This window comes from Streptomyces sp. NPDC050287, from assembly GCF_044459385.1.
Classification (GTDB): Bacteria; Actinomycetota; Actinomycetes; order Streptomycetales; family Streptomycetaceae; genus Streptomyces.
Genome location: NZ_JBITIY010000002.1, coordinates 618009 through 641603, shown reverse-complemented (window position 1 = coordinate 641603; position 23595 = coordinate 618009). Strand labels below are relative to the sequence as shown.

The 23595-nt window shown below is 70.3% G+C and carries 16 protein-coding genes; 10 read left to right on the top strand and 6 right to left on the bottom strand.

Going from position 1 to position 23595, the window contains the following annotated elements:
* From ACIBK3_RS08225 to ACIBK3_RS08205, 5 genes are all read left to right on the top strand, one after another.
* A complete protein-coding gene (locus tag ACIBK3_RS08225; protein ID WP_399363086.1) occupies positions 1 to 1668 on the top strand; it encodes an ABC transporter substrate-binding protein in 1668 nt (555 codons plus the stop codon).
* 116 nt (positions 1669 to 1784) lie between these two features.
* Positions 1785 to 4244: a glycosyl hydrolase family 95 catalytic domain-containing protein gene (locus ACIBK3_RS08220; protein ID WP_399363084.1), complete on the top strand. Its 2460-nt coding sequence runs from the start codon at positions 1785 to 1787 to the stop codon at positions 4242 to 4244.
* Between the two features lie 243 nt (positions 4245 to 4487).
* A complete protein-coding gene (locus ACIBK3_RS08215; protein ID WP_399363081.1) occupies positions 4488 to 5873 on the top strand; it encodes a class II fumarate hydratase in 1386 nt (461 codons plus the stop codon).
* Positions 5874 to 5956: 83 nt separating this feature from the next.
* Positions 5957 to 6652 (top strand): DUF402 domain-containing protein, encoded by a 696-nt coding sequence (locus ACIBK3_RS08210; protein ID WP_399363079.1) that lies wholly within the window; start codon positions 5957 to 5959, stop codon positions 6650 to 6652.
* Between the two features lie 304 nt (positions 6653 to 6956).
* Positions 6957 to 9092, top strand: a complete 2136-nt coding sequence (locus ACIBK3_RS08205) for a SpoIIE family protein phosphatase (protein WP_399363077.1) — start codon at positions 6957 to 6959, stop codon at positions 9090 to 9092.
* Positions 9093 to 9206: 114 nt separating this feature from the next.
* Here ACIBK3_RS08205 and ACIBK3_RS08200 read toward each other — a convergent pair whose 3' ends face one another.
* Positions 9207 to 11573, bottom strand: coding sequence for a transglycosylase domain-containing protein (locus tag ACIBK3_RS08200; RefSeq protein WP_399363075.1), 2367 nt, complete (start codon positions 11571 to 11573; stop codon positions 9207 to 9209).
* Between the two features lie 255 nt (positions 11574 to 11828).
* On the opposite strand from ACIBK3_RS08200, the gene ACIBK3_RS08195 reads away from it, so the two are divergent.
* From ACIBK3_RS08195 to ACIBK3_RS08175, 5 genes are all read left to right on the top strand, one after another.
* Positions 11829 to 12803 carry an SPFH domain-containing protein gene (locus ACIBK3_RS08195; protein ID WP_399363073.1) on the top strand — a complete coding sequence of 325 codons (975 nt, stop codon included), beginning with the start codon at positions 11829 to 11831 and terminating at the stop codon, positions 12801 to 12803.
* The gene (locus ACIBK3_RS08190; protein WP_399363071.1) at positions 12800 to 13054 is read left to right on the top strand and encodes a hypothetical protein; all 255 of its coding nucleotides are present in this window, start codon (positions 12800 to 12802) and stop codon (positions 13052 to 13054) included. Before ACIBK3_RS08195 ends, ACIBK3_RS08190 begins: the two co-directional genes overlap by 4 nt.
* 94 nt (positions 13055 to 13148) lie before the next feature.
* Positions 13149 to 13673, top strand: coding sequence for a PadR family transcriptional regulator (locus ACIBK3_RS08185; RefSeq protein WP_399363069.1), 525 nt, complete (start codon positions 13149 to 13151; stop codon positions 13671 to 13673).
* The gene (locus ACIBK3_RS08180) at positions 13670 to 14359 is read left to right on the top strand and encodes an ABC transporter ATP-binding protein (RefSeq protein WP_399363067.1); all 690 of its coding nucleotides are present in this window, start codon (positions 13670 to 13672) and stop codon (positions 14357 to 14359) included. The genes ACIBK3_RS08185 and ACIBK3_RS08180 overlap by 4 nt, the downstream gene beginning before the upstream one ends.
* Complete coding sequence (locus ACIBK3_RS08175; RefSeq protein WP_399363066.1) at positions 14356 to 16710, top strand: FtsX-like permease family protein; 2355 nt, start codon at positions 14356 to 14358, stop codon at positions 16708 to 16710. The genes ACIBK3_RS08180 and ACIBK3_RS08175 overlap by 4 nt, the downstream gene beginning before the upstream one ends.
* 101 nt (positions 16711 to 16811) lie before the next feature.
* On the opposite strand, the gene ACIBK3_RS08170 is transcribed toward ACIBK3_RS08175, so the two are convergent.
* The 5 genes from ACIBK3_RS08170 to ACIBK3_RS08150 form a co-directional block, all read right to left on the bottom strand.
* Positions 16812 to 18170 carry an AI-2E family transporter gene (locus tag ACIBK3_RS08170; protein ID WP_399363064.1) on the bottom strand — a complete coding sequence of 453 codons (1359 nt, stop codon included), beginning with the start codon at positions 18168 to 18170 and terminating at the stop codon, positions 16812 to 16814.
* 136 nt (positions 18171 to 18306) lie between these two features.
* Positions 18307 to 19008 carry a transglycosylase SLT domain-containing protein gene (locus ACIBK3_RS08165; RefSeq protein ID WP_399363062.1) on the bottom strand — a complete coding sequence of 234 codons (702 nt, stop codon included), beginning with the start codon at positions 19006 to 19008 and terminating at the stop codon, positions 18307 to 18309.
* 419 nt (positions 19009 to 19427) lie between these two features.
* On the bottom strand, positions 19428 to 20753 hold the full coding sequence (locus ACIBK3_RS08160) for a PhoH family protein (RefSeq protein ID WP_399363060.1): 1326 nt from the start codon (positions 20751 to 20753) through the stop codon (positions 19428 to 19430).
* Positions 20754 to 21120: 367 nt separating this feature from the next.
* Positions 21121 to 21894 carry an isoprenyl transferase gene (locus ACIBK3_RS08155; protein ID WP_399363058.1) on the bottom strand — a complete coding sequence of 258 codons (774 nt, stop codon included), beginning with the start codon at positions 21892 to 21894 and terminating at the stop codon, positions 21121 to 21123.
* 850 nt (positions 21895 to 22744) lie between these two features.
* Positions 22745 to 23575 (bottom strand): class I SAM-dependent methyltransferase, encoded by an 831-nt coding sequence (locus ACIBK3_RS08150; RefSeq protein WP_399363056.1) that lies wholly within the window; start codon positions 23573 to 23575, stop codon positions 22745 to 22747.
* Positions 23576 to 23595 lie beyond the last annotated feature (20 nt).

The following is a 23595-nucleotide window of genomic DNA, read 5'->3' as shown; positions in this document are numbered from 1 at the left end:
ATGCCTCGTTCACCTCTGCTCACCAGAGCAGCGGTCGCCGGGACGCTGCTCGCGACCCTGGCGGCCTGCACCAGTGGTTCGTCCGGCGGCAACGACACGTCCAAGCCGCTCCCCAAGATCACCGGGAACCCGCCGGTCACCCTCAACGTCTTCGCCCCCCAGGCCGCGGACCAGAACCTCAAGACCAACAAGTTCACCCAGCTGATCAAGCAGAAGTTCAACATCACCATCAACTGGCAGACGACCACCCAGGACGGCGGCCCGGCCAAGGAGAAGCGCCAGATCTCGCTGGCCAGCGGTGACCTGCCCGACCTGTACCTGCTGATCCCCTGGGTCGACCAGTTCAGCCAGACGGAGCTCCTCAAGCTGTCCACCCAGGGCGTCATCCAGCCGCTGAACCAGTTGATCGACCAGTACGGCCCCAACATCAAGAAGACATTCGCCGATGTCCCCGCGTACAAGCGGATGGCGACCGCGCCCGACGGCAAGATCTACGGAATGCCCCAGTGGGTCGACTGCTTCCACTGCTCGTACCCGTCCAAGCTGTGGATCAACAGCGCGTGGCTGAAGAAGCTGGGGCTGAAGCAGCCGACGACCACGGACGAGTTCCGCGACGTGCTCCGCGCCTTCAAGACGAAGGATCCCAACGGCAACGGCAAGGCCGACGAGGTTCCGCTGAGCGGGGACACCGGGGACACGATCATTCCGTACCTGATGAACGCGTTCATCGACACCCCGACCGGCAACTCCTCCCCCGACACCAATCCCACCCTGGCCCTGAACGACGGCAAGGCCGACATCCAGGCGAACAAGCCGGGCTGGCGAGAGGGCCTGAAGTACATCAAGTCGCTCTACGACGAAGGCCTGATCGACAGCAGCGTCTTCACCCAGAACGGCGACGCCCTGATGAAGCTGGGCGACCACGCGGGTGGAGTGATCCTGGGCTCGGCGACGGTGATGCACCCCGGCATCTTCGTCACCGGGGGCCAGAAGGACGGCCGCGACCTGCAGTACGACGCGCTGCCGCCGCTGACCGGCCCGGAGGGCAAGAGCTACGCGACGTATGCCTCGTCGTCGGTGCCCGGAGCGACCTTCGTCCTCACGACCAAGGCCTCGCAGACCAAGCAGATCCAGGCGATCAAGATGCTGAACTACATCTTCAGCGAGGAGGGTGAGCTGAACGGCATGTTCGGCCCGGAGGGCCCGGGGTGGGCCACGCCCGGCCCGAAGGACATCGCACTCGACGACAGCGTGAAGGCGAGGTACAAGCGCGGAACCACCGCACCCGCCAACGGCAACTGGGGGGCTCTGACGCAGTACAACAACACCAAGCAGTTCCGCAACACGCAAGCGGTGGCCGAGGACCCCAAGACGCCGGACGGATGGGAGCGCCGGCTCTTCGAAGCCACGAAGCTCTACGAGGGACACGAGTCCAAGTCGTCGATCCCGTTCCCTTACGGGGAGACGTGGATCGATCCGGCGCGGGCAGGCGAACTCGCCACGCTCCAGACGAACATCGGCACCTTCGTACAGCAGAGCGCCGTGCAGTTCATCACCGGCAAGAAGTCCCTCGACTCCGACTGGGACTCGTACCTCAAGAACCTCGACCAGCTCGGGCTGAAGCGCTTCCTGGAGATCTACCAGCAGGCATACGACAAGACACACTGATCGGGGATGGCCGGTACCGCCGAGCGCGGCAGACGGTACCGGCCGCCCACCCGTGAACCGTCCCCTGCCGACAGTGACCCCTCCACCACACTCACCACAAGGACTAGGGAAAAGCGATGCACCCCGCACACCCCCCAGCGGGCGACACGACCACGCCCTCGCCGGCCCTGGTCGCGCTCCCCGACCGCGGGATCCATGACACCGCCCCCGCCGATTCGTGGACCGACGGTTTCCTCACCGGTAACGGCGAGCACGGGGCCGTGGTGTACGGGGACCCGGCGCTCGAGAAGATCGTCCTCAACCACCACCGCCTCGTCCTGCCGAACGGCACCCGCGACGTCGCCCCGCCGGTCCTCGCCGACCGGCTGGAAGCGGTGCGGGACAAGGCGCTGGCCGGGGACTGCGCCGGAGCGAGCCGCGACTTCGCCGACGGGTGGGAGCTGCGCTGGACCCAGACGTACCACCCCGCCTACGAGCTCCGGATCGCCAGCGCGGCGGACCCTGGCGCCGACGAGTACGTCCGGGTCACCGACTTCCGTACGGGTGAGGTCACCTCCGCCTGGACCGACGGGCACGGCGCCTGGTCCCGGCGGGTCTTCGTCTCCCGCGCCGACCGGGTCGTCGTCCACGAACTGGCGCCGGCCCCGGGCCGTACCGTCGACGTCACCCTGGGCGTGCACACCGCGCTCGACGACACCGCGACCGACCACGGCGGGGGCGACACCCTGCACACCCGCATGACGTTCACCACCCTGGCCGACGTCGGTGAGGGCTCCGGGTGGCTGAACCTGCGCGGCACCTACCCCGAGGGACTGGGCGCCTACGGCTATGAGGGCGTCACCCGTGTCGTGCCGACCGGCGGCACGGTCGCCGTCAGCGGCTCGACCGTCGTCGTCACGGGGGCTGCCAGGCTCACCCTCCTGACCCGACTGGACAGGTACGAGACGCCCACGGCCTGGGACGCCAGGCCCCTGCACGCGGGGCTGGCCGCCCTGGAAACCGACTACGAGGTGCTCCTCGCCCGCCATACGAAGATCCACTCGGAACTGTACGACCGCTCCCGCCTCGACCTGAACGTCCCCGAGGCGGACCGCCGGCTGCCGACCACCGAGCTGATCGCCCGCCAGAACGCCGACCGAGGCGTCATCGACCCCGCGCTGCTGGAGCGGCTCTACGACAGCGGCCGCTATCTCCTCCTCAGCTCCAGCGGCATCCTGCCACCCCGCCTGACCGGCATCTGGACGGGCGCGTGGACCGCCGCCTGGGCCGGTGACTTCACCACCGACGCCAACGTCAACCTCCAGGTCGCGGGCGGCAACATCCTCGACCTCACCGAGGCCATGGAGGGCTACTTCGACCTGATCCTCGGCCAGCTGGACCACTGGCGCACCAACGCCAGGAACCTCTACGGCGCCCGCGGCTTCCTCGCCCCCTCCCGTACCGACGGCGAGTACGGCCACATGCTGCACTTCGACGGCGGCGACTTCCCCGGCCACTGCTGGACAGGCGGTGCCGACTGGCTGCTCCAGCCGCTCCTGGAGTACTACGAGGTCACCGGCGACCAGGCGTTCCTGCGCGACAGGCTCGGCCCCGCGTTGATGGAACTGGCCCTGTTCTACGAGGACTTCCTCACCCGCACCGACGCGAACGGCAAGGCGGTCTTCGTGCCGTCCTTCTCCATGGAGAACGCCCCGGGCAGCACCGGCGAACCCCTGTCCGTCAACGCCACCGGCGACATCACGGCCGGCCGGCACGCCCTCCAGGCCGCCATCGACGCGGCGGGCGCCCTCGGCGTCGAACAGGGCGGCGGCGAGGGCGTCGAACGCTGGAGCGCACTGCTCGACAGGATCCCCGACTACCGGATCAACGAGGACGGCGCGCTCGCCGAATGGTCCTGGCCCGGACTGACCGACCACTACGACCACCGCCACATCCAGCACCTGTACGGCGCCTGGCCCCTGCACGAGATCAACCCGGAGGAACGGCCCGACCTGGTGCCCCCGGCGCTCAAGGCGCTCGAACTGCGCGGCGACCAGAACCTCTCCGCCCACGGCAGCCTCCATCGCGCCCTGGCGGCCGCCCGGCTCAAGGACGGCGCCCAGGTGTACGACAACCTCCGGAAGATCATCGGCGGTGACATGCTCTTCCGGTCGCTGATGACCTCCCACAACCCCGGGCGGCACATCTACAACGCCGACGCGGCGAACGCCCTGCCCGCCGTACTCGCCGAGGCACTGCTCTGCACGAGGCCGGGCGTCCTGGAACTCCTCCCCGCCCTGCCCGAGCAGTGGGACAAGGGCACGATCACCGGCATCCGGGGCCGCGGCGGCATCCGCGCGCACAGCCTGGACTGGGATCTGTCCGACGGCACCACGACGGTGACCGTCACCTCGGAGCGGACCCAGGACGTCACGCTGATCAGCCGCCGCGGCGTCACCGCCGTCACCACCTCCGCACAGGTCGGTCGCTCCGTGCTGGGCCCGCACGCCCGGAACATCTCCCTCACCGCCGGGCAACGCACACGGATCACGATCTCCCTGCCGACGGCCGGTACACGCCGCCCCTCGGACACCTGAGTGATCCTCACACCCCGGTAACGGCAGGCCGTGGAGAAGCGGACCGCCCGTGGACCGTGAACCGGTGGCGCAGCACGGCAGCTGTCACCGTCGGCGCAGGAGACCCTTCGGCCGCGGGCGGTGGCCGCGTCGGTGGCGGGCGTTCTGCTGCACGGCCGCTCTGAGACCTGGGTCACATGGCAAACGGCACCCGGGTGGCCCAGCTTCCGGAACATCCCGGGCGTCCCGTTCGCTGTACTGGGCATGAGCGAATACCGCATCGAGCACGACTCCATGGGCGAGGTCCGGGTCCCCGTCGACGCCAAGTGGCGGGCGCAGACGCAGCGGGCCGTGGAGAACTTCCCGGTATCCGGGCAGCGCATCGAACGCGCTCACATCGAGGCGCTGGCGCGCATCAAGGGCGCCGCGGCGAAGGTGAACGCCGGCCTCGGTGTGCTCGACAAGGACATCGCCGACGCGATTCAGGAGGCGGCGGCCGAGGTCGCCGGGGGGCAGTGGGACGAGCACTTCCCGGTGGACGTGTTCCAGACCGGGTCCGGGACCTCGTCCAACATGAACACCAACGAGGTCATCGCCACCCTCGCCACCGAGCGGCTGGGGCGGGCCGTGCACCCCAACGACCACGTCAACGCCTCGCAGTCGTCCAACGACGTCTTCCCTTCCTCCATTCACATCGCGGCCACCGCCGCCGTCACCAGGGATCTCATCCCGGCCCTCGACCACCTCGCCGGCTCGCTGGAGCGCAAGGCCGAGGAGTTCGCGGATGTCGTGAAGTCGGGGCGCACCCACCTCATGGACGCCACTCCGGTGACCCTGGGGCAGGAGTTCGGCGGCTACGCGGCGCAGATCCGGTACGGCGTCGAGCGGCTGAACGCCTCGCTCCCCCGGCTCGCCGAGCTGCCCCTCGGCGGGACGGCCGTCGGCACCGGCATCAACACCCCGCCCGGCTTCTCCGCCGCCGTCATCGAGGAGATCGGCCGCGCCACCGGACTGCCGCTGACCGAGGCCCGCGACCACTTCGAGGCGCAGGGCGCGCGGGACGGGATCGTGGAGACCAGCGGGCAGCTGCGGACCATCGCCGTCGGACTGACGAAGATCGCGAACGATCTGCGGTGGATGTCCTCCGGCCCCCGGACCGGGCTCGCCGAGATCAGTCTCCCCGACCTCCAGCCGGGTTCCTCGATCATGCCGGGCAAGGTCAACCCGGTGATCCCGGAGGCCGTGCTCATGGTCGCCGCGCAGGTCGTCGGCAACGACGCCACCGTCGCCACGGCCGGCGCCGCGGGCAACTTCGAACTCAACGTCATGCTGCCGGTCATCGCCAAGAACGTGCTGGAGTCCATCCGGCTGCTCGCCAACGTCTCCCGGCTGCTCGCCGACCGGACCGTCGACGGGATCGTCGCCCACCGGGACCGGGCCCGGGAGTACGCCGAGTCGTCGCCGTCCGTGGTGACGCCGCTCAACAAGTACATCGGGTACGAGGAGGCCGCCAAGGTCGCCAAGAAGTCGCTGGCCGAGCGGAAGACCATCCGCGAGGTCGTCGTCGAGAGCGGGTACGTCGAGCGCGGCGACCTGACGGAGCAGCAGCTCGACGAGGCGCTGGATGTCCTGCGGATGACGCACCCGTAACCGCCGGCGACGTCATCACGGCCCGCATGTGAACCGTGACGCGCACCGCAGCGTCGTATGCCTACGGCACCTAATATCTGTGCATGGCAGACGGTGGAGCGGTGAGAGCCGAAGCGGACGCGGGCGGGTCGGCGGTGTACTGGGCGCCCGGGAGTCAGATCCTGTGGCGTTACCGGGAGAACGGCGGCGCGCGCTTCCATATCGCGCGCCCCGTGACTGTCGTACGCGACGACAGCGAGCTGCTCGCCGTGTGGATGGCGCCGGGCACCGAGTGCGTGAAGCCGGTGCTGGCGGACGGCACGCCGGTGCATGTCGAGCCGCTGGAGAGCCGTTACACCAAGCCGCGGTCCGTGATCCGGGACCGCTGGTTCGGGACGGGGGTGCTGAAACTGGCGCGGCCCGGTGAGCCGTGGTCGGTGTGGCTGTTCTGGGAGTCGGGCTGGCAGTTCAAGAACTGGTACGTGAACCTGGAGGAGCCGCTGGCGCGCTGGTCGGGCGGGGTCGACTCCGAGGACCATTTCCTCGACATCACCGTGGACCGGGACCGCAGGTGGCAGTGGCGGGACGAGGACGAGTTCGCGCAGGCCCAGCGGGACGGGCTGATGGACCCTCAACTGGCGCGGAAGGTACGGGAAGCCGGTCACTCGGCGGTGCGGGTGATCCGCGCCTGGGGGTCGCCGTTCTCGGACGGCTGGCAGCACTGGCGCCCCGATCCGTCCTGGTCCGTCCCCTCTCTGCCGCCGGACTGGGACCGTACGCCCGCGCATCTGTCCTCGTGAGACCCTTGATGCGCCCCCGGGCAAGAAACGTAGGATCGTCCTCCGCAAGGGCGCGCAGTGGCAATCACCGGAGCACGCGCTGGGCTTGACCGATCGTCACCGAGGGGCGGCAGGACGTGAGCGAGGGGTACGAAGGCAACGCCGGCATCGCCGGCAAGGGCGGAGCACGGTCCGCCGGTGCCACAGGAACAGCCTCTGACCACGCGGGAAATCCGTTCCTGGGACACGTATTCCGGGTATCGGGTCTTCGGCGGGACCAACCGCGCCCCCGGCGCATGGGCTCTGACGGACGGATTTGACACGCGTGACGGAGCAGCCGACCTTCGAACGCCCCCAGGCGGGCGTCGACCCCGCGGACGGCCGCGGGGCGCTCCTGCGTACCCCGACGCCGTCCCACCCGCACAGCACGGACACGCCGCCCGCCACGCCCGGCACAGGCGCCCTGCCGGCCCAGGCGCGCGCGGGCGAGACCCCGCCCGCCGGCTCGGGTACGACGACTCCCACGCCCGGCGCGACGACGCCCGGTACGACGACATCGAGCGGCATGGACCACGATCCCGCGGGCCCCGGCGGCCCCGAGCACTCCCAGCCCGCCGCCACCGAGCCCGACACACACCGCCCGCGGCCCGTTCCGGAGGGCATCCCCCTCCAGCCGAGGTCCGAGTCCACCGACCTTTCGGACGGCCAGGAGCGCCGGACCGGACAGATCCTGCCCCCCGGCCGGCCCACGCCGATGCGGCGGGACGGGGACCGGCTGCGCTTCGTGGGGGCCGCGACCCGGCGGATCGCCCGCGGTCTCGACCTCGACGAGATCGTGATGGGGCTGTGCCGGGCGACCGTGCCGACGTTCTCGGACGCGATCCTGGTCTATCTGCGCGACCCGCTGCCGGTGGGCGACGAACGTCCCGTCGGCCCCCTGGTGCTGCGGCTGCGCCGGACCGACCGGATCCCGCAGGAGCGGGACCTGGAGGACGGCATCCTGCCGGTGCCGGTGCCGGATCCGTCCGAACTGGGCGCGATCGGCACCGAACTGTGCGAGGTGCAGCCCGGCAGCGCGCTCGCCGAGGTGCTGCGCGGGGTGCGTCCCGTCTTCACGGACACCCCCGCCGCCCGCGCCGCCCTGCCCGAACTCCTCGGTGACAGCGACGAGTTCGTCGTTCCCACCGGACAGCGCGCGATCCTCGCCCCGCTGCGCGGCCGGCGCCGGGTGATCGGCGCCGCGCTGTTCCTGCGCCGCCCGGACCGGATCCCGTTCGACCCCGACGACCTGCTGGTCGCGGCCCAGCTCGCCACGCACAGCGCGCTCGGCATCGACAAGGCGGTGCTGTACGGCCGTGAGGCGTACATCGCCGACGAGCTGCAGCGCACCATGCTGCCGGAGACGCTGCCGCGGCCCACGGGCGTACGGCTGGCGTCCCGTTATCTGCCCGCCGCCGAGACCGCGCGGGTCGGCGGCGACTGGTACGACGCGATCCCGCTGCCCGGCAGCCGGGTCGCCCTGGTCGTCGGTGACGTCATGGGCCACTCCATGACCAGCGCGGCCATCATGGGCCAGCTGCGCACGACGGCCCAGACCCTCGCCGGGCTCGACCTGCCCCCGCAGGAGGTCCTGCACCACCTCGACGAACAGGCGCAGCGCCTGGGCACCGACCGCATGGCGACCTGCCTGTACGCCGTCTACGACCCGGTCTCGCACCGGATCACCATCGCCAACGCCGGCCACCCCCCGCCGGTCCTGCTGCACCTGGGCGGCCGTGCCGAGGTGCTGCGGGTCCCGCCGGGGGCACCGATCGGGGTCGGCGGTGTCGACTTCGAGGCAGTGGAGCTGGACGCGCCCGCCGGAGCGACCCTGCTCCTGTACACCGACGGGCTCGTCGAGTCGCGTCTGCGGGACGTGTGGACCGGTATAGAGCAGCTGCGCGAGAAGCTCGCCGCGACCGCGCAGCTGACCGGCCCCGACCATCCGCCGCCCCTCGAAGCCCTGTGCGACGAGGTGCTGGACATGCTCGGCCCGGGCGACCGGGACGACGACATCGCCCTGCTCGCCGCCCGCTTCGACGGGATCGCGCCGAGCGACGTGGCGTACTGGTACCTGGAGCCGGAGGAGATGGCCCCCGGCCGGGCCCGCCGGCTGGCCCGTCGCGCCATGTCCCGCTGGGACATGGAAGAGCTCAGCGACTCGGTGGAGCTGCTGGTCAGCGAGGTCGTGACGAACGCGGTGCGGTACGCGACCCGGCCGATCACGCTCCGGCTGCTGCGGACGGACGTGCTGCGCTGCGAGGTGGGGGACGACGTGCCTCAGCTGCCACGGCTGCGGCAGGCCCGTGCCACGGACGAGGGCGGGCGTGGCTTGTACCTCGTCAACAGGCTGGCCCGGCGGTGGGGGGCGACTCGGCTGAGCACCGGGAAGGTGGTCTGGTTCGAGCTGAACCGGAGCTGAGCACGGCCCGCTCGCCTCGCGGACACGTCAAGGGCGCCCGGTGTTTCCGGGCGCCCCTTTCGTTGCCGTGGACCGGGCCGGCCATGGACCGGCCATGGACCGGCTGCCGACCGGCTATTGACCAAGCGGGTCCGGCGGTGGGCCCTCCGGTGTGGTGGCGCCGCCCACCGGCGGGGTCGTCACCGGACTTGACGGAGGCGAGCTGCTCGGCGAGTTCGACGGGGAATGCGACGCGGGGGGCGAGGAGGGCGGGGGCGCCGACGAGGTGGGCGGCTCCGACGTCGGGGGCTCCGTGGACGGTTCCCTGGACGGGGGCGCGGTCGGACTGTGGGAGGGCGTCGCCGTCTTGGTCGGCTTGACCGCCGCGCCCTGGTCGGTGTCCAGGTCGAACTTGCTGTTCTTCGCCGAGACGCCGAAGGTGTACGCCGCCCAGATCTTCGCCGGGAAGCCACCGCCGTTGACGCGCTCCTCGCCGCCCGCGCCGTACATCTTGGCGTGCGCGCTGGTCTTCGCGTCCTCGCCGAAGAGACCGACGGAGGTGACCAGGTCGGGGGTGTACCCGGTGAACCAGGCCGACTTGTTGTCGTCGGAGGTACCGGTCTTGCCGGCCACCTGCTGGCCGTCGCGCGCGGAGTTCTCCGCCACCGAGGTGCTGGCCGTACCGTCGTCGACCACGCCGGTCAGCACCGAGGTGACCGTGTCGGCGGTCTGCGGGGTGACGACCTGCTCGCCGATCGGGTCGGGCATCTTCACCGAGCGGTTGGACTGCTCGGCCGTCTTGACGATCGTCGGCGTGACCTGCTTGCCGTGGTTGTCGAGGGTGGCGTAGACGCCGGCCATCTGCAGCGGGCTGGCGCCCATGGTGCCCAGGGTCAGGGCGGGCACCGGCTTCATGCCTTCGGTGTCCATGCCGAGCTGGCCGGCCACCTTCAGCACGTTGGCCATGCCGACGTCCACGCCCATCTGCGCGAAGACGGAGTTGATGGACTTGTTCATCGCCGTCTGCACGGTGACGTCGCCGTAGTTCTGGTCGTCCTCGTTCTCGGGGCCGAACCCGACCTTGGTGCCGTTGTCCACGACCTGGCGCTTGCTGGTGCCGTCGTAGATCGTGTTCGCGGTGATCGGCTTGCCGGACTGGGTCTCCGCGCTCTCGTCCAGGGCGGCGGCGAGGATCACCGGCTTGAACGTCGACGCGGGCTGGTAGTCCGTGCGCGTCGCGTTGCTGGTGAAGTGCTTGAAGTAGTCCACCCCGCCGTACAGGGCGACGATCTTCCCCGTCTTGGGGTCGACCGAGACCGCGCCGGCCTGGATGTTCCTGTCGACCTTGCGCTTCTTCGGGTCCAGCTTGCTGGTCAGTTGCGACTTGACGGAGTTCTCGAGCTGGGTCTGCTTCTTCTTGTCGATGTTCAGGGTGATGGTCCAGCCCTGGCCGACGACTTCGGCCTCGGCCTGGGACTGGGTGATGCCCTGCTGCTTCATCAGCTGCGCTTCGACCTGCTTGTTGGCGAGGTCGACCAGATAGCCCTTCTGGCCCTCCAGGCCGGCGGCGGGCTTCGGCTTCTTTGGCTTCGGGAACGTCATGGCGTCGCGCTCGCCCTTGTCCAGCCAGCCCTCCTCGACCATGTTGTCCAGGACGTAGTTCCAGCGGGCCTGCACCAGTTGCTTGCCGGTGTCGGTGGCGACCGCCCAGTCGTACTGGCTCGGCGCCTGCAGGAGGGCCGCGAGGTACGCGCCCTGCTCCACCTTGAGCTTGTTGGCGTCGACGCCGTAGTAGGCCTGCGCGGCGGCCTGGATGCCGTAGGCGTCGCGGCCGTAGTAGCTGGTGTTGATGTAGCCGGCGAGGATCTCGTCCTTGGTCATCTGGCGGTCCACCTTCAGGGAGATGACCATCTCCTTGAGCTTGCGGGTGACCGTCTGCTCCTGGCTGAGGTAGTAGTTCTTGACGTACTGCTGGGTGATCGTCGAACCGCCCTGCGCGCCCCGGCCCCTGAGGGTGTTGTACAGGCCGCGGGCCGTGCCCCTGAGGTCGATGCCGTTGTCGTGGTAGAAGGTCTTGTTCTCAGCGGCGACGAAGGTGTGCTGGACGCCCTTGGGCACCTTGGACAGGTCCACGATCTCCCGGTTGACCTTGCCTGAGCGGGCGAGGACGGTGCCGTCGCTGTACTTGTAGACGTTGCTCTGGCGCTCCGCGGCCTGCGCCGCCGCGTTGCCGTTCGGAACGCTCACCATCATGTACAGCGCGATGAACGCCCCGATGCCGAGCAGGCAGAAACCGAAGAAGGCGCCGAGGATCTTCTTCCAGGTGAACAGCCTGCGTATGCCGCTCTTCCCGTTGCCCTTCTTCGCGCCCTTGCCCTTGGCCGCCCGGCGGGCCGCCGCACGGCCGCCCCCGACACCCTCGGCCGGTGTCGCGGACGAGCGTGTGGGCGCCGCGCGGTGGCCGCCGCGCTGTCGCGCTCGTCTCTCTTCCGCTCGTCCCATGGGTCCGCTCGCTCCGCTTCGTTCTCTGCTGTCACACAGACGGGTGGCTCAGATCAGCTCAGAAAGCTAACACCGCCTGCTGTGACAAAGGGCTCCCGATCCTGCCTTTTGCGGACGTGAGAATCAGCACCCGTCCCTATGGAACCGACGTGCGAGACGGGGTTAGGGTTGCCGCGCCCGGGTAAAGTGATATCACTTAGATAGAACGATGCGAGGCCATACCCAGACCAAGTACCGGAAAACGGGGGGACATCCATGTCCACGAACGACTCGACGAACGACTCCACACCGACCGCCGAGAGCACCGGTACCGCCCGGACCGCCGACCTGCCCGACATGCCCGCGCCCCGCGTGCGGGAGTTCACCGCGCACAGCATCGGCGGCGGGCTCGCGCTGCTGCTGGGCCTGGTCGGGCTGCTGGCCGGCATCGGGATGGTCGTGGCCGCCACCACGGTCACCGCGACCGGCGCCAAGGCCGCCCTGATCATCGTCGGCGTCCTCGTCGGTCTCGCCGCCTTCGTCGCGATGTGCGGACTGAACATGGTGGCGCCCGGCGAGGCCCGGGTCGTCCAGCTCTTCGGGCGCTACCGCGGCACGATCCGCGAGGACGGGCTGCGTTGGGTGAATCCCCTCACGTCCCGCGAGAAGATCTCCACCCGTGTCCGCAACCACGAGACCGCGGTCCTCAAGGTCAACGACGCCTACGGCAACCCGATCGAGCTGGCCGCGGTCGTGGTGTGGAAGGTGCAGGACACCGCCCAGGCCAGCTTCGAGGTGGACGACTTCCTGGAGTTCGTCGCCACCCAGACCGAGGCGGCCGTACGGCACATAGCCATCGAGTACCCGTACGACGCCCATGACGAGGACGGGCTCTCGCTGCGCGGCAACGCCGAGGAAATCACCGAGAAGCTCGCCGTCGAACTGCACGCGCGCGTGGAGGCGGCCGGCGTGCGGATCATCGAGTCGCGCTTCACGCACCTCGCGTACGCGCCCGAGATCGCCTCGGCGATGCTCCAGCGGCAGCAGGCCGGCGCGGTCGTCGCGGCCCGGCGGCAGATCGTGGACGGCGCGGTCGGGATGGTCGAGGCAGCGCTGGCCCGGATCACCGAGCAGGACATCGTCCAGCTGGACGAGGAACGGAAGGCGGCGATGGTGTCCAACCTGATGGTGGTGCTGTGCGGCGACCGGGCCCCGCAGCCGGTGCTGAACACGGGGACTCTCTACCAGTGACGGAGTCCGGCGAGGGGCCCACGCCCCGGCGGCGGCCGCAGCAGCGCAAGCAGGTGCTGCTGCGGCTGGACCCGCTGGTGTACGAGGCGCTGGCACGGTGGGCCGGGGACGAGCTGCGCTCGGCCAACGCCCAGATCGAGTTCCTGTTGCGCAGGGCCCTGGCCGAGGCCGGCCGGCTGCCCGGCGAGGCCGGGCCGATTCCCCGTCGCGGGCGACCGCCCGAGAGCTCCGGGCCTGTCGCAGAACCGTGACAATCGGCTCCCACCTGCAGGGTCGTACTCCCCGCCACGATCACCGCACTCCGCGTATACATACGGGGTATACACCGTATGTAGAGTGCCTCCCATGTCCATCGGTCACACTCTCCTGGGGCTCCTGGAGTCCGGCCCGCGTCACGGTTACGACCTGAAGCGCGCCTTCGACGAGAAGTTCGGTCACGACCGGCCGCTCCACTACGGCCAGGTCTACTCGACGATGTCCCGCCTGCTGAAGAACGGGCTCGTCGAGGTCGAGGGCATCGAGCCCGGCGACGGGCCCGAGCGCAAGCGGTACGCGATCACCGAGGCCGGGATCACCGACGTACAGCGGTGGCTGGCGACGCCGGAGAAGCCCGAGCCGTATCTGCAGTCGACGCTGTACACGAAGGTCGTCCTCGCGCTGCTGACGCGGCGCGACGCGGGCGAGATCCTCGACACCCAGCGCGCCGAACACCTGCGCATGATGCGGATCCTCACCGACCGCAAGCGCAAGGGCGATCTCGCCGATCAGCTCATCTGCGACCACGCGCTGTTCCATCTGGAGGCGGACCTGCGCTGGCTGGAGCTGACGGCAGCGCGGCTCGACAAACTCGCCGCGGCGGTGGCCGAGTGACGCATCCCGCTGGTTCCCTGCTCGTGGCCGACGACCTGCGCAAGGCGTACGGCCCGACCCTCGCGCTCGACGGCGCCGAGTTCTCCATCCACCCCGGCGAGGTCGTCGCCGTGATGGGCCCGTCCGGGTCCGGCAAATCGACCCTGCTGCACTGTCTCGCCGGGATCGTGACGCCCGACTCGGGCTCGATCACGTACAACGGGCACGAGATGGCCACCATGAGCGACTCCGAGCGCAGTGCCCTCAGGCGCACCGAGTTCGGGTTCGTGTTCCAGTTCGGGCAGTTGGTGCCCGAGTTGACCTGCGTCGAGAACGTCGCGCTACCGCTGCGGCTGAACGGGACGCCCCGCAAGGAAGCCGAGCGGACCGCGCTGTCGTGGATGGAGCGGCTGGAGGTCGACGACCTGCGCAAGAAGCGGCCCGGTGAGGTCTCCGGCGGACAGGGGCAGCGGGTCGCCGTGGCCCGGTCGCTGGTCACCAGCCCCCGGGTGCTGTTCGCCGACGAGCCGACCGGCGCACTCGACTCGCTCAACGGCGAGCGCGTGATGGAACTGCTCACCGAGGCGGCCCGGTCCACCAACGCGGCCGTCGTGCTGGTCACGCACGAGGCCCGGGTGGCCGCCTATTCCGACCGCGAGATCGTCGTACGGGACGGGAAGTCCCGGGACATGGAGCGGGCCGTATGAATGTGCGGCAGTGGTGGCGGGATCTCGCCATGGGGGTCAGGTTCGCCTTCGCCGGCGGGCGCGAGGGGTGGATCCGGGCGCTGCTGACGGCCGTCGGGGTCGGGCTGGGGGTGGCGCTGCTGCTGCTGACGACCGCACTGCCGAACGCGCTGGCGGTACGGCACCAGCGGGAGAGCGCGCGAGCGGACATCACGTACAGCCAGAAGGTCATACCGAAGGCGGACGACACCCTGCTCGTCACCCACACGGGCACGGCCTTCCGCGACAAGGACATCCGCGGCAGGGACCTGGAACCCGAGGGGGCACGGGCGCCGCTGCCGCCGGGGGTGCGGAAGTTCCCGGCGGCGGGCGAACTCGTCGTCTCCCCCGCGCTGAAGAAGCTGCTGGAATCGGACCGCGGGAAGCTGCTGCGGGAGCGGCTGTCGGGCCGGATCGTCGGGACCATAGGCGAGAGCGGGCTGGTCGGCTCCGCCGAACTCGCCTTCTACCGGGGCGCCGACGACCTCGCGGTCCGGGGGATCGACGGCAACCAGATCGCCCGGATCGACCGGTTCGGGGAGGTGGACCCGAGCCCCGAGAAGACCGACCCGGTGCTGATCCTGCTGATCCTGGTCGTCTTCGTGGTGCTGCTGATGCCGGTCGCCGTGTTCATCGCCGCGGCCGTGCGCTTCGGCGGCGAGCGGCGCGACCGGCGGCTCGCGGCCCTCAGGCTGGTGGGATCCGACAGCCGCTCGACCCGGCGGATCGCGGCCGGCGAGGCCCTCGCGGGCGCGGTGCTCGGGCTGTTCTTCGGGGCCGGCTTCTTCCTGATCGGCCGGCAGGCGGCGGGTACGGTCGAGGTCTTCGACATCAGCGTGTTCCCGAGCTATCTCAACCCGTCCCCCGCCCTCGCCCTGCTGGTCGGCCTCGCCGTGCCGGCGGCCGCCGTCCTGGTCACGCTGTTCGCGCTGCGCGGAGTGGTGATCGAACCGCTCGGCGTGGTGCGTACGGCGAAACCGGCGCGCCGCCGGCTGTGGTGGCGGCTGCTGCTGCCGCTGGGCGGGCTCGGGATGCTCGTCCCCATGATGGGCCAGGGCCGGGGCGGCGGCGACTTCAACCAGTACCTGGTCGTCGGCGGTGTGATGCTGCTGCTGGTCGGGGTGACCGCGCTGCTGCCGTGGATCGTCGAGGCGGTCGTCGGGCGCCTCGGACCGGGCGGCGTGGCCTGGCAACTGGCCGTCCGCAGGCTCCAGTTGAGCAGTGGTACGGCCGCCCGCATGGTCAACGGCATCGCGGTCGCGGTGGCCGGGGCGATCGCCCTGCAGATGCTGTTCGCCGGCGTGGAGAAGGACTACACGAAGAACACCGGCTACGACGTCACGTGGGCGCAGATGCAGATGACGGTGAGCGCCGACGCCATGCCGCTGGACCAGGCCGCCGAGAAGTTCCGGCGGACCAAGGGCGTGCGCCAGGTGTCCGCCCATTCCGAGGGGTACGTCGGCGAGCGGCGCAAGAACCCGGACCTCACCGTCGAGGTGACCGTCGGGGACTGCGCGTCTCTGCGGGAGATCGCCCGGCTGCCCTCCTGCCGGGACGGAGACGTGTTCACGGCGGACGGCGGCGAGGCCGGCAGCGGACAGCACGACAGCACCACCCCGAAGCTGGCCAAGGCCGGCCGCACCGTGTACTTCGACCCGTCCTGGGACGACGGCCCGAAGAGCGTGGAGGCCCCCTGGGTGGTGCCGTCGGGAGTAAAGCGGGCCCGGTCGCTTCCGTACCCGACCGGAGAGCTCCGGGGCGGCCTCCTGTTCACCCCCAAGGCACTGCCGGCCGCGGCCGTCCCGGCGCTGACCGGGCAGGTCTACCTGAAGCTCGACCAGTCCGTGGCGGACGTACAGGACCTGGTGCGGAACACGGCGGCGACGATCGACCCGCTGAGCGAACCCAGCGTCTGGCAGTCCGTCGAACGGGCCGACAAGTACACCGCCATCCGCACCGGCCTGTTCGTCGGCGCCGCCTGTGTGCTGGCTCTGATCGGGGCGAGCCTGCTGGTGTCGCAGCTGGAGCAACTGCGTGAGCGCAAGCGGCTGTTGTCGGCGCTGGTCGCCTTCGGCACCCGGCGGCGCACGCTGAGCCTGTCGATGCTGTGGCAGACGGCGATCCCGATCGCGCTCGGACTGGCGCTGGCGTCGGCGGTGGGGCTCACGCTGGGCGCGGTGCTGCTGCGGATGACGGACACCACCGTGCGCGTGGACTGGCCGAGCGTGCTGTCCATGACCGGCGTGGGCGCGGCGGTCGTCCTGGTGGTGACCCTGTTCAGCCTGCCGCCCCTGCTGCGGCTGATGCGGCCCGACGGGCTGCGGACGGAGTAGTACGGCGGCACCGGGCCCCTGCCCTGCGGGGAGGGGCCCGGTGCCGCTGCGGGGCCGGTGTTGCCGTGACCGTCCTGGGGGGCCGTGCCCCCGGCGCGTGGCTACTGCTCCGGAGACTCCGGAGCCTCCGGAGGGGAATCCGCCGGCTCGACCGGCGCCGAGTCCAGGGCCGTGGCCCCGTGCGGTCGTGGGGAGTGTTTCAGGGCCGTCTCGTGGGAGTACGACCGCAGGTAGCCCACCACCGTGTTGGTGACCGCCACCAGCGGCACCGCCACGACCGCGCCGCCGATCCCGGCGACCATTCCGCCGGCCGCGACGGACAGGACGACCGCCAGCGGGTGCACCCGGACCGCCCGGCCCAGGATGAACGGCTGCAGGATGTGTCCCTCGATCTGCTGGACGAGCAGAACGACCAGCAGCGTCATCACCGCCGTGAACACTCCCTGGGTCACCAGCGCGACCACGACCGCCAGCGCGCCGGAGACCACCGCGCCGACGAGCGGGATGAAGGCGAACAGGAAGATGAAGACGGCGAGCGGGACGGCCATGGGGACGTCGAGGAAGTAGATGCCCAGGCCGATGAAGATCGCGTCGATCAGCGCCACTATCACCGTGCCGCGGACGTACGCGGTCAGCGTCCGCCACGCCCTCGGGCCGGCACCCGCGACCCCCGGCCGGGCCGCCGCCGGGACCAGCTTCAGCGTCCACTCCCAGATGCGCCGGCCGTCGTAGAGAAGGAACAGCGTCGAGAAGGCCGCCAGCAGGATCCCGGTCAGCGCCTCGACGACGACCGTGACGCCCTCCAGGCCCGCCGAGGTGATCTGGTCGGTGTTCGCGCCGACCGCGTTGCGCAGGTTCTCGGCGATGTCGTTGATCTGCTTGTCGGTGACGTGGAAGGGGCTGTTGAGCAGCCACTTGCGCAACTCGTCGATGCCGTCCTGGAGCTGGTCGGAGAGGTTGTCGATGTTCTCCATGACCTGCCAGGTCACGAACCAGCCGATCAGCCCCATGACGACGAACCCGAGGATCACGGTCAGGGCGGTGGCCGGCCCGCGCGGAACCCCGAACCGCCTCAGCCGCGCCACCGTCGGCTGCAGGATCGCCGTGATCAGCAGCGCCGCCACGAACGCCAGCACCACCAGCTGTACGGCGCTGATGACCCGCATGAGGACCCAGAGCGTGCCCGCCAGCACCAGCAGGCGCCAGCCGGCCTCGGCCGCGACCCGCATCCCCCACGGCACGGCCTGCGCGGGGTCCGGCCGGGTGGCGACGACAACGGCCGCGTGGTCCTGGTCCGGCGGGCCGTGGTCATGGTCGAGCAGCGGGCCGTCGTGGGCGTACGCGCGGCGTTCGGACTCGGCTTCCTCCCGTTCCGCCCGCGCGCGACGCTCGCTCAACCGCTCACCGATGTCGGTCAGTTCGGCGCCGAGCCGACCGAGCCACCCTGGCACTCGCGACATGATCCGTCCTCTTCCCCCGTCTCCCCCCACCACTCCCCCCGGCCCCCTGGAGTCGTTCCGTCAGACGCTACATGGCAACAGCCCCTCCCCCTAGGACGGGGAGGGGCTGTGCCGGGTCGAGTGCTGCGGCCGGACCTCAGTAGTTGCCGTTGACCTGCCAGTACGACCAGGCGTCGCACGGGCTGCCGTAGCGCTCGTTCATGTACTTGAGGCCCCACTTGATCTGGGTGGCCGGGTTGGTCTGCCAGTCGGCGCCCACCGACGACATCTTGCCGCCGGGCAGCGCCTGGACGAGGCCGTACGCGCCGGAGGAGGGGTTGACGGCCCGGTAGTTCCAGGAGGACTCGTGGTCCACGATGTTGCTGAAGCACCCGAACTGCGCGCTGCCCACGATCGCGCGCGCCATGTCCTGGACCTCCGCGATGGTGTACGAGCCCTTCGCGGGGAAGGAGGCGGACGAGGATCCCGTCGTCGCCTTGGCGGCCTTGGCCTTGGCCTCGGCGAGGTCCTTGGCGGCCTGCGCCGCCTTCTCGGCGGCGTCCTTCCTCTGCTGCGCGGTCTTCGCGGCTTCCTTGCGGGCCGCTTCCTCCGCGACCTTCCTGGCGCTCGCGTCCGCGGCGATGGCCTGCGTGTCGGCCTGCTGCGTGAGGAACGACGCGGTCTGCACCTGCGCCTGCTGCCCCGCGGGGATGTCCGCCAGGAGCGTCGAGTCGGCTGCCGTCGCCTCGGCGTCGTTGGTCTGCGCGGTGCTGCCCGAGGCAACTCCGACGACGCTACCGACAGCGGTGACCGCCGTGGCCGAGGCCACTGCGAATCCCCGGACCGAAATCGGGCTCACACGGTTTTCCTTCCAGCATCGCCCGCTTCGGTGACCCTGGCGGACGCAATCGTGCCCCTGGCACTGGCCTCCCAACTACGGGGTCACGGGAGGCGCGGGCCCGGTGGGCAACTCCCTCGCGGGGAGCGCCGTGTGAAGACTCGGGCGGCATACGACAACGCTATGGAGTTGGATGGTGTTTCCGTGGTGCCGTACCGCTGGGGGTACAGGTGTGTCGTATGCGGGGCCTGACAGGAGTGAGACTCTGCCGTAACCGGACGCCGCAAGGCAATTCTGAGTTGCGTGTGAAAGCTCACATCCCGTTTGGCCCAGCGGATTCCGAGAAAGCTCCACGCGCGAAGGCGCCGCCCGGCTAGGCTCACTGCCTTTCCCGGACGGCGCCAACTGCCGCGTAACCGGCCCCTATGGGGCCGCTTCCCTCAGATGTGCCCGTCTTCGAGCATTTCGGTCACAAGGGCCGCGATCTGGGACCTCTCGGACCGGGTCAGCGTGACATGCGCGAAGAGCGGGTGGCCCTTCAGTTTCTCGACCACGGCGACCACTCCGTCGTACCGACCGACCCGCAGATTGTCCCGCTGGGCCACGTCATGGGTGAGAACCACCCGCGAGTTCGCGCCGATCCGGGACAGAACGGTCAGCAGGACGTTCCGCTCCAGTGACTGCGCCTCGTCCACGATCACGAAGGCGTCGTGCAGGGAGCGCCCGCGGATGTGGGTGAGGGGCAGGACTTCGAGCATGCCCCGTGCGGTGACCTCCTCGATGACCTCGCGGCTGGTGACCGCGGACAGCGTGTCGAAGACCGCCTGCGCCCAGGGGCTCATCTTCTCGGACTCGGAGCCGGGCAGATAGCCGAGCTCCTGCCCGCCCACCGCGTACAGCGGCCGGAAGACCATCACCTTCTTGTGCTGACGGCGCTCCAGGACCGCCTCCAGACCCGCGCACAGCGCCAGCGCCGACTTGCCGGTGCCGGCCCTGCCGCCCATCGACACGATCCCGATGTCCGGGTCGAGGAGCAGATCCAGCGCGATGCGCTGCTCCGCGCTGCGGCCCTTGATGCCGAACGCCTCGCGATCCCCTCGCACCACCCGGACGTTGCCCTCGGGCGTGACCCGGCCGAGGGCCTTGCCGCGCTCCGACTGGATCATCAGCCCGGTGTGCACCGGCATCTCGGCGGCCTCGGGCACATGGACGTGCCCTTCCTCGAAGAGGATGTCCACCTGTTCGCCGGGCAGGGTCAGTTCGGACATTCCGGTCCAGCCGGAGGAGTCCGTGATGGCGAGCTCGGCGCGGTACTCCTCGGCGAGGAGCCCGACCGAGGACGCCTTGATCCTGAGCGGGAGGTCCTTCGACACGACGGTGACGTCGAACCCCTCGGCCTGCAGGTTGCGGGCGACCGCGAGGATGCGGGAGTCGTTGTCCCCCAGGCGGTAGCCGCTGGGCAGCACGCTGGGGTCCGAGTGGTTGAGCTCGACACGGACGGTCCCGCCCAGGTCGCCGATCGGGATGGGGGAGTCGAGGCGACCGTGCCGGACCCGGAACTCGTCCAGCAGGCGCAGGGCCTGCCGGGCGAAGTAGCCCAGTTCGGGGTGGTGCCGCTTGGCCTCCAGTTCCGTGACCACGACGATCGGCAGCACTACTTCATGCTCGTCGAAGCGGTTCAGGGCGTGCGGGTCGGCCAGCAGGACGCTGGTGTCGAGAACATAAGTGCGCCGGTCTGGCTTATGGCGCTTTGTGCTGGTCACCACGGAAGGACGTACCCCCTCGGATGAGGTCGGGGAGCGACGGAGTGGAGCTGGACCGGTCGTCGGCCACGATGCACGGGCCGGGGACCGGCCCTCCACTGCTTCGTCCGCGCTGAGACCGCACGGTCGGGCTGGTGCAAAGGGCCTCCCGGGCGGACGGCCCCGTGCCGCCCGCTGAGATCCGACACCCGTGGTTCGGGCGTCGGCCTGCTTGGCTTATGCCCTCGAACATGCGGTGCCATGCAGCCACCTATGACGGCGCCCTGGTGAACTCCTTGTTACTTCCGCTCCAAAAGGGGGTACCGGGGAAGTTTTCCGGGGGGCGCCCGGTGGGTGACCCGGGGGTACGGCAGGCGTGGAATCAGCCCGTTCAGCCGCCGTAGCGCCGGTGCCGGGCCGCGTAGTCGCGCAGGGCCCGCAGGAAGTCGACCTTGCGGAAGGCCGGCCAGAAGACCTCACAGAAGTAGTACTCGGAATGAGCCGTCTGCCACAGCATGAAACCGGACAGGCGCTGCTCGCCGCTCGTACGGATGACGAGGTCCGGGTCGGGCTGGTCACCGGTGTACAGGTGACGGCCGATCGTCTCGATGTCGACGGACTCGGCCAGCTGCTCCATCGAGGTGCCCTTGTCGGCGGCGTCCAGGATCATCGAACGGACCGCGTCGGCGATCTCCTGGCGGCCGCCGTAGCCGATGGCGACGTTGACCAGTATCCCGTCGGTCTCCGCGGTCGTCTCCTCGGCTTCCTTGATGGCCTGCTGCATGCCCTGCGGGAGGAGGTCGAGCGCGCCGACGTGGTGTACCCGCCAGCGGCCGTCGGCGGCGAGGGAGCGGACGACGTCCTCGATGATGCCGAAGAGCGGGACGAGCTCCTCCTGCGGCCGGTCGAAGTTGTCCGTGGAGAACAGCCAGAGGGTGACGACCTCGACGTCCGCCTCGGTGCACCAGCCGAGGAACTCCTCGATCTTGTCGGCACCGGCGCGGTGACCCTGGGCGGTGGTGGAACCGGCGGCCTTGGCCCAGCGCCGGTTGCCGTCCATGACGACGCCGATGTGCTTGGGCACCTGGGCGTGGTCCAGGTGGCCTTCCACCCGGCGCGTGTACAGCCTGACGAGCAGGCCGCGCAGTGTGTCGCGCAGGTTCACGTGATTGTCAGCCCCTCCGTGCGGATGCGGTCCCCGCGAGCCGAAGGGTACCGCGCTGTTTCTCTTCGGGGTGCGAGCGGGTTGTCGGCGCCTACTACGGGGGTGCGCCTGCGCGTTGGCGGCCGCGGGTCCGGCCGCGGCCGGTCGCACCCACACGGCGGAGCCGCACATCGGTACGGCCCGCGCCCTGAGCTGCATGCGGTGAGCACCCTCGACGGGTACCCCGCACGGCACAAAAAACGGGCCGGTCCGTGGGGGGGAGACGGACCGGCCCGAGGGGGGGTTTCCACCATAACCCTTCGTAAGTGATGCTGCGTGCATCGGCGTGCCACAACTACTCTCCGGAGTCGGGCGGCGACGCCGAGATGGTGGGCAGGACGCCTGTTCGTGGCTGGTGCATGGCCGGATCGCGGCGGAATCCGGGGGGGAGCCCCAGGGGGGAACCGCAGGGAAGGGTTCCCTCCGGTGGGTGACGGCAGCGGGATCGCCGGCTTGACACCGAGTGAGGGACGCGGCACCGCGCAGCCCCCTCCGCTGCACGGCACCGCCCGCGCAGCTTTGCTCACGCGAATTACCTTGGTCTGAACTTATGTGACGCATGGAGAGGTTGCGAGTCGCCTGCGATAACAATGTGGAAATCCAGTGAAGCCGTGGAAATACGGGGAGTGACCGTCCAGGAGGCTGACGGCACGCCAGGAGCGCGAGCCCGGGGAACAGGCCGAGCGAGTGGGCGACGTACTGGAGGCACGGGCCGAGCTGGTGGTCGGGACGGTCGCGGCGGGGCCGCATGGGTGAGCTCAACGGCCTGGTTCGACGGCCGGGCCCAGCGGCTCGGTCCAGCAACCCGGATTCAGCGGCCTGGCTTGCGGGCCTCGAAGAGGTGGCGGGTGCTGTGGGCGACGAAGGGGCCCTTGGACTCGATCTGTTCGTGCAGTGAGCGCACCTGGGGCTCGTACGCCTCGGCGGTGAAGCCGGGGACCATCCAGACCACCTTGCGCAGGAAGTGGACGACGGCCGCGATGTCGTGGAACTCCATACGGAGCCGCTCGGCGCGCACGTCGACGATCTCCAGGCCGGCCGCCTCCGCTCCGGCGCGTTCCCGGTCGGGGTGGCGGTCGCTGCGGGACTGGTCCGGCTGGGGGCCGAGGAAGTACTCGACGACTTCGAAGGCGCTGGCGGGGCCGACGTGCTGGGCGAAGTACGTGCCGCCGGGCTGCAGCACGCGGGCGATCTCCGGCCAGTCGGGGCGGACGGGATGGCGGCTGACGACCAGGTCGAAAGCCGCGTCCGCGAAGGGCAGGGGGGCGTCCTGAGGTGTCGCGACGACGGCGACGCCGCGCGGGCGGAGCAGGGCGGTGGCCTTGGCGACGTTCGGCGGCCATACCTCGGTGGCGGCGGTGAGCACGGGCGCCTGGGGTGCCGCGGTGCGGAGGGCGAAGTCCAGGACCTCGCCTCCCCCGGTGTGGATGTCGAGCGCGGCGGTCGCGCCGGCCAGCCGCCCGGCCATCGACCGGGCGTACCCCCACGAGGGCCGCTCCTCGGTGGCCCGTCCCTCGAACCAGGAGAAGTCCCAGCCCTCGGTGGGGACGGCGGCTCCTTCGGCTACGAGGTCCTCGAAGGTACGGGGGTGGAGACGGGCGTGGGCGTGGCTGGGGTGCGGGTTGGTGGGTGACTGGTCCATGGGTTGATCGTCGCAGGGTG

Excerpts from the sequence above, each read along its gene's own strand:
- ACIBK3_RS08225 (WP_399363086.1), top strand. The coding sequence starts at position 1 with ATGCCTCGTTCACCTCTGCTCACCAGAGCAGCGGTCGCCGGGACGCTG.
- ACIBK3_RS08220 (WP_399363084.1), top strand. The coding sequence starts at position 1,785 with ATGCACCCCGCACACCCCCCAGCGGGCGACACGACCACGCCCTCGCCG.
- ACIBK3_RS08215 (WP_399363081.1), top strand. The coding sequence starts at position 4,488 with ATGAGCGAATACCGCATCGAGCACGACTCCATGGGCGAGGTCCGGGTC.
- ACIBK3_RS08210 (WP_399363079.1), top strand. The coding sequence starts at position 5,957 with ATGGCAGACGGTGGAGCGGTGAGAGCCGAAGCGGACGCGGGCGGGTCG.
- ACIBK3_RS08200 (WP_399363075.1), bottom strand. The coding sequence starts at position 11,573 with ATGGGACGAGCGGAAGAGAGACGAGCGCGACAGCGCGGCGGCCACCGC.
- ACIBK3_RS08195 (WP_399363073.1), top strand. The coding sequence starts at position 11,829 with ATGTCCACGAACGACTCGACGAACGACTCCACACCGACCGCCGAGAGC.
- ACIBK3_RS08185 (WP_399363069.1), top strand. The coding sequence starts at position 13,149 with ATGTCCATCGGTCACACTCTCCTGGGGCTCCTGGAGTCCGGCCCGCGT.
- ACIBK3_RS08175 (WP_399363066.1), top strand. The coding sequence starts at position 14,356 with ATGAATGTGCGGCAGTGGTGGCGGGATCTCGCCATGGGGGTCAGGTTC.
- ACIBK3_RS08170 (WP_399363064.1), bottom strand. The coding sequence starts at position 18,170 with ATGTCGCGAGTGCCAGGGTGGCTCGGTCGGCTCGGCGCCGAACTGACC.
- ACIBK3_RS08150 (WP_399363056.1), bottom strand. The coding sequence starts at position 23,575 with ATGGACCAGTCACCCACCAACCCGCACCCCAGCCACGCCCACGCCCGT.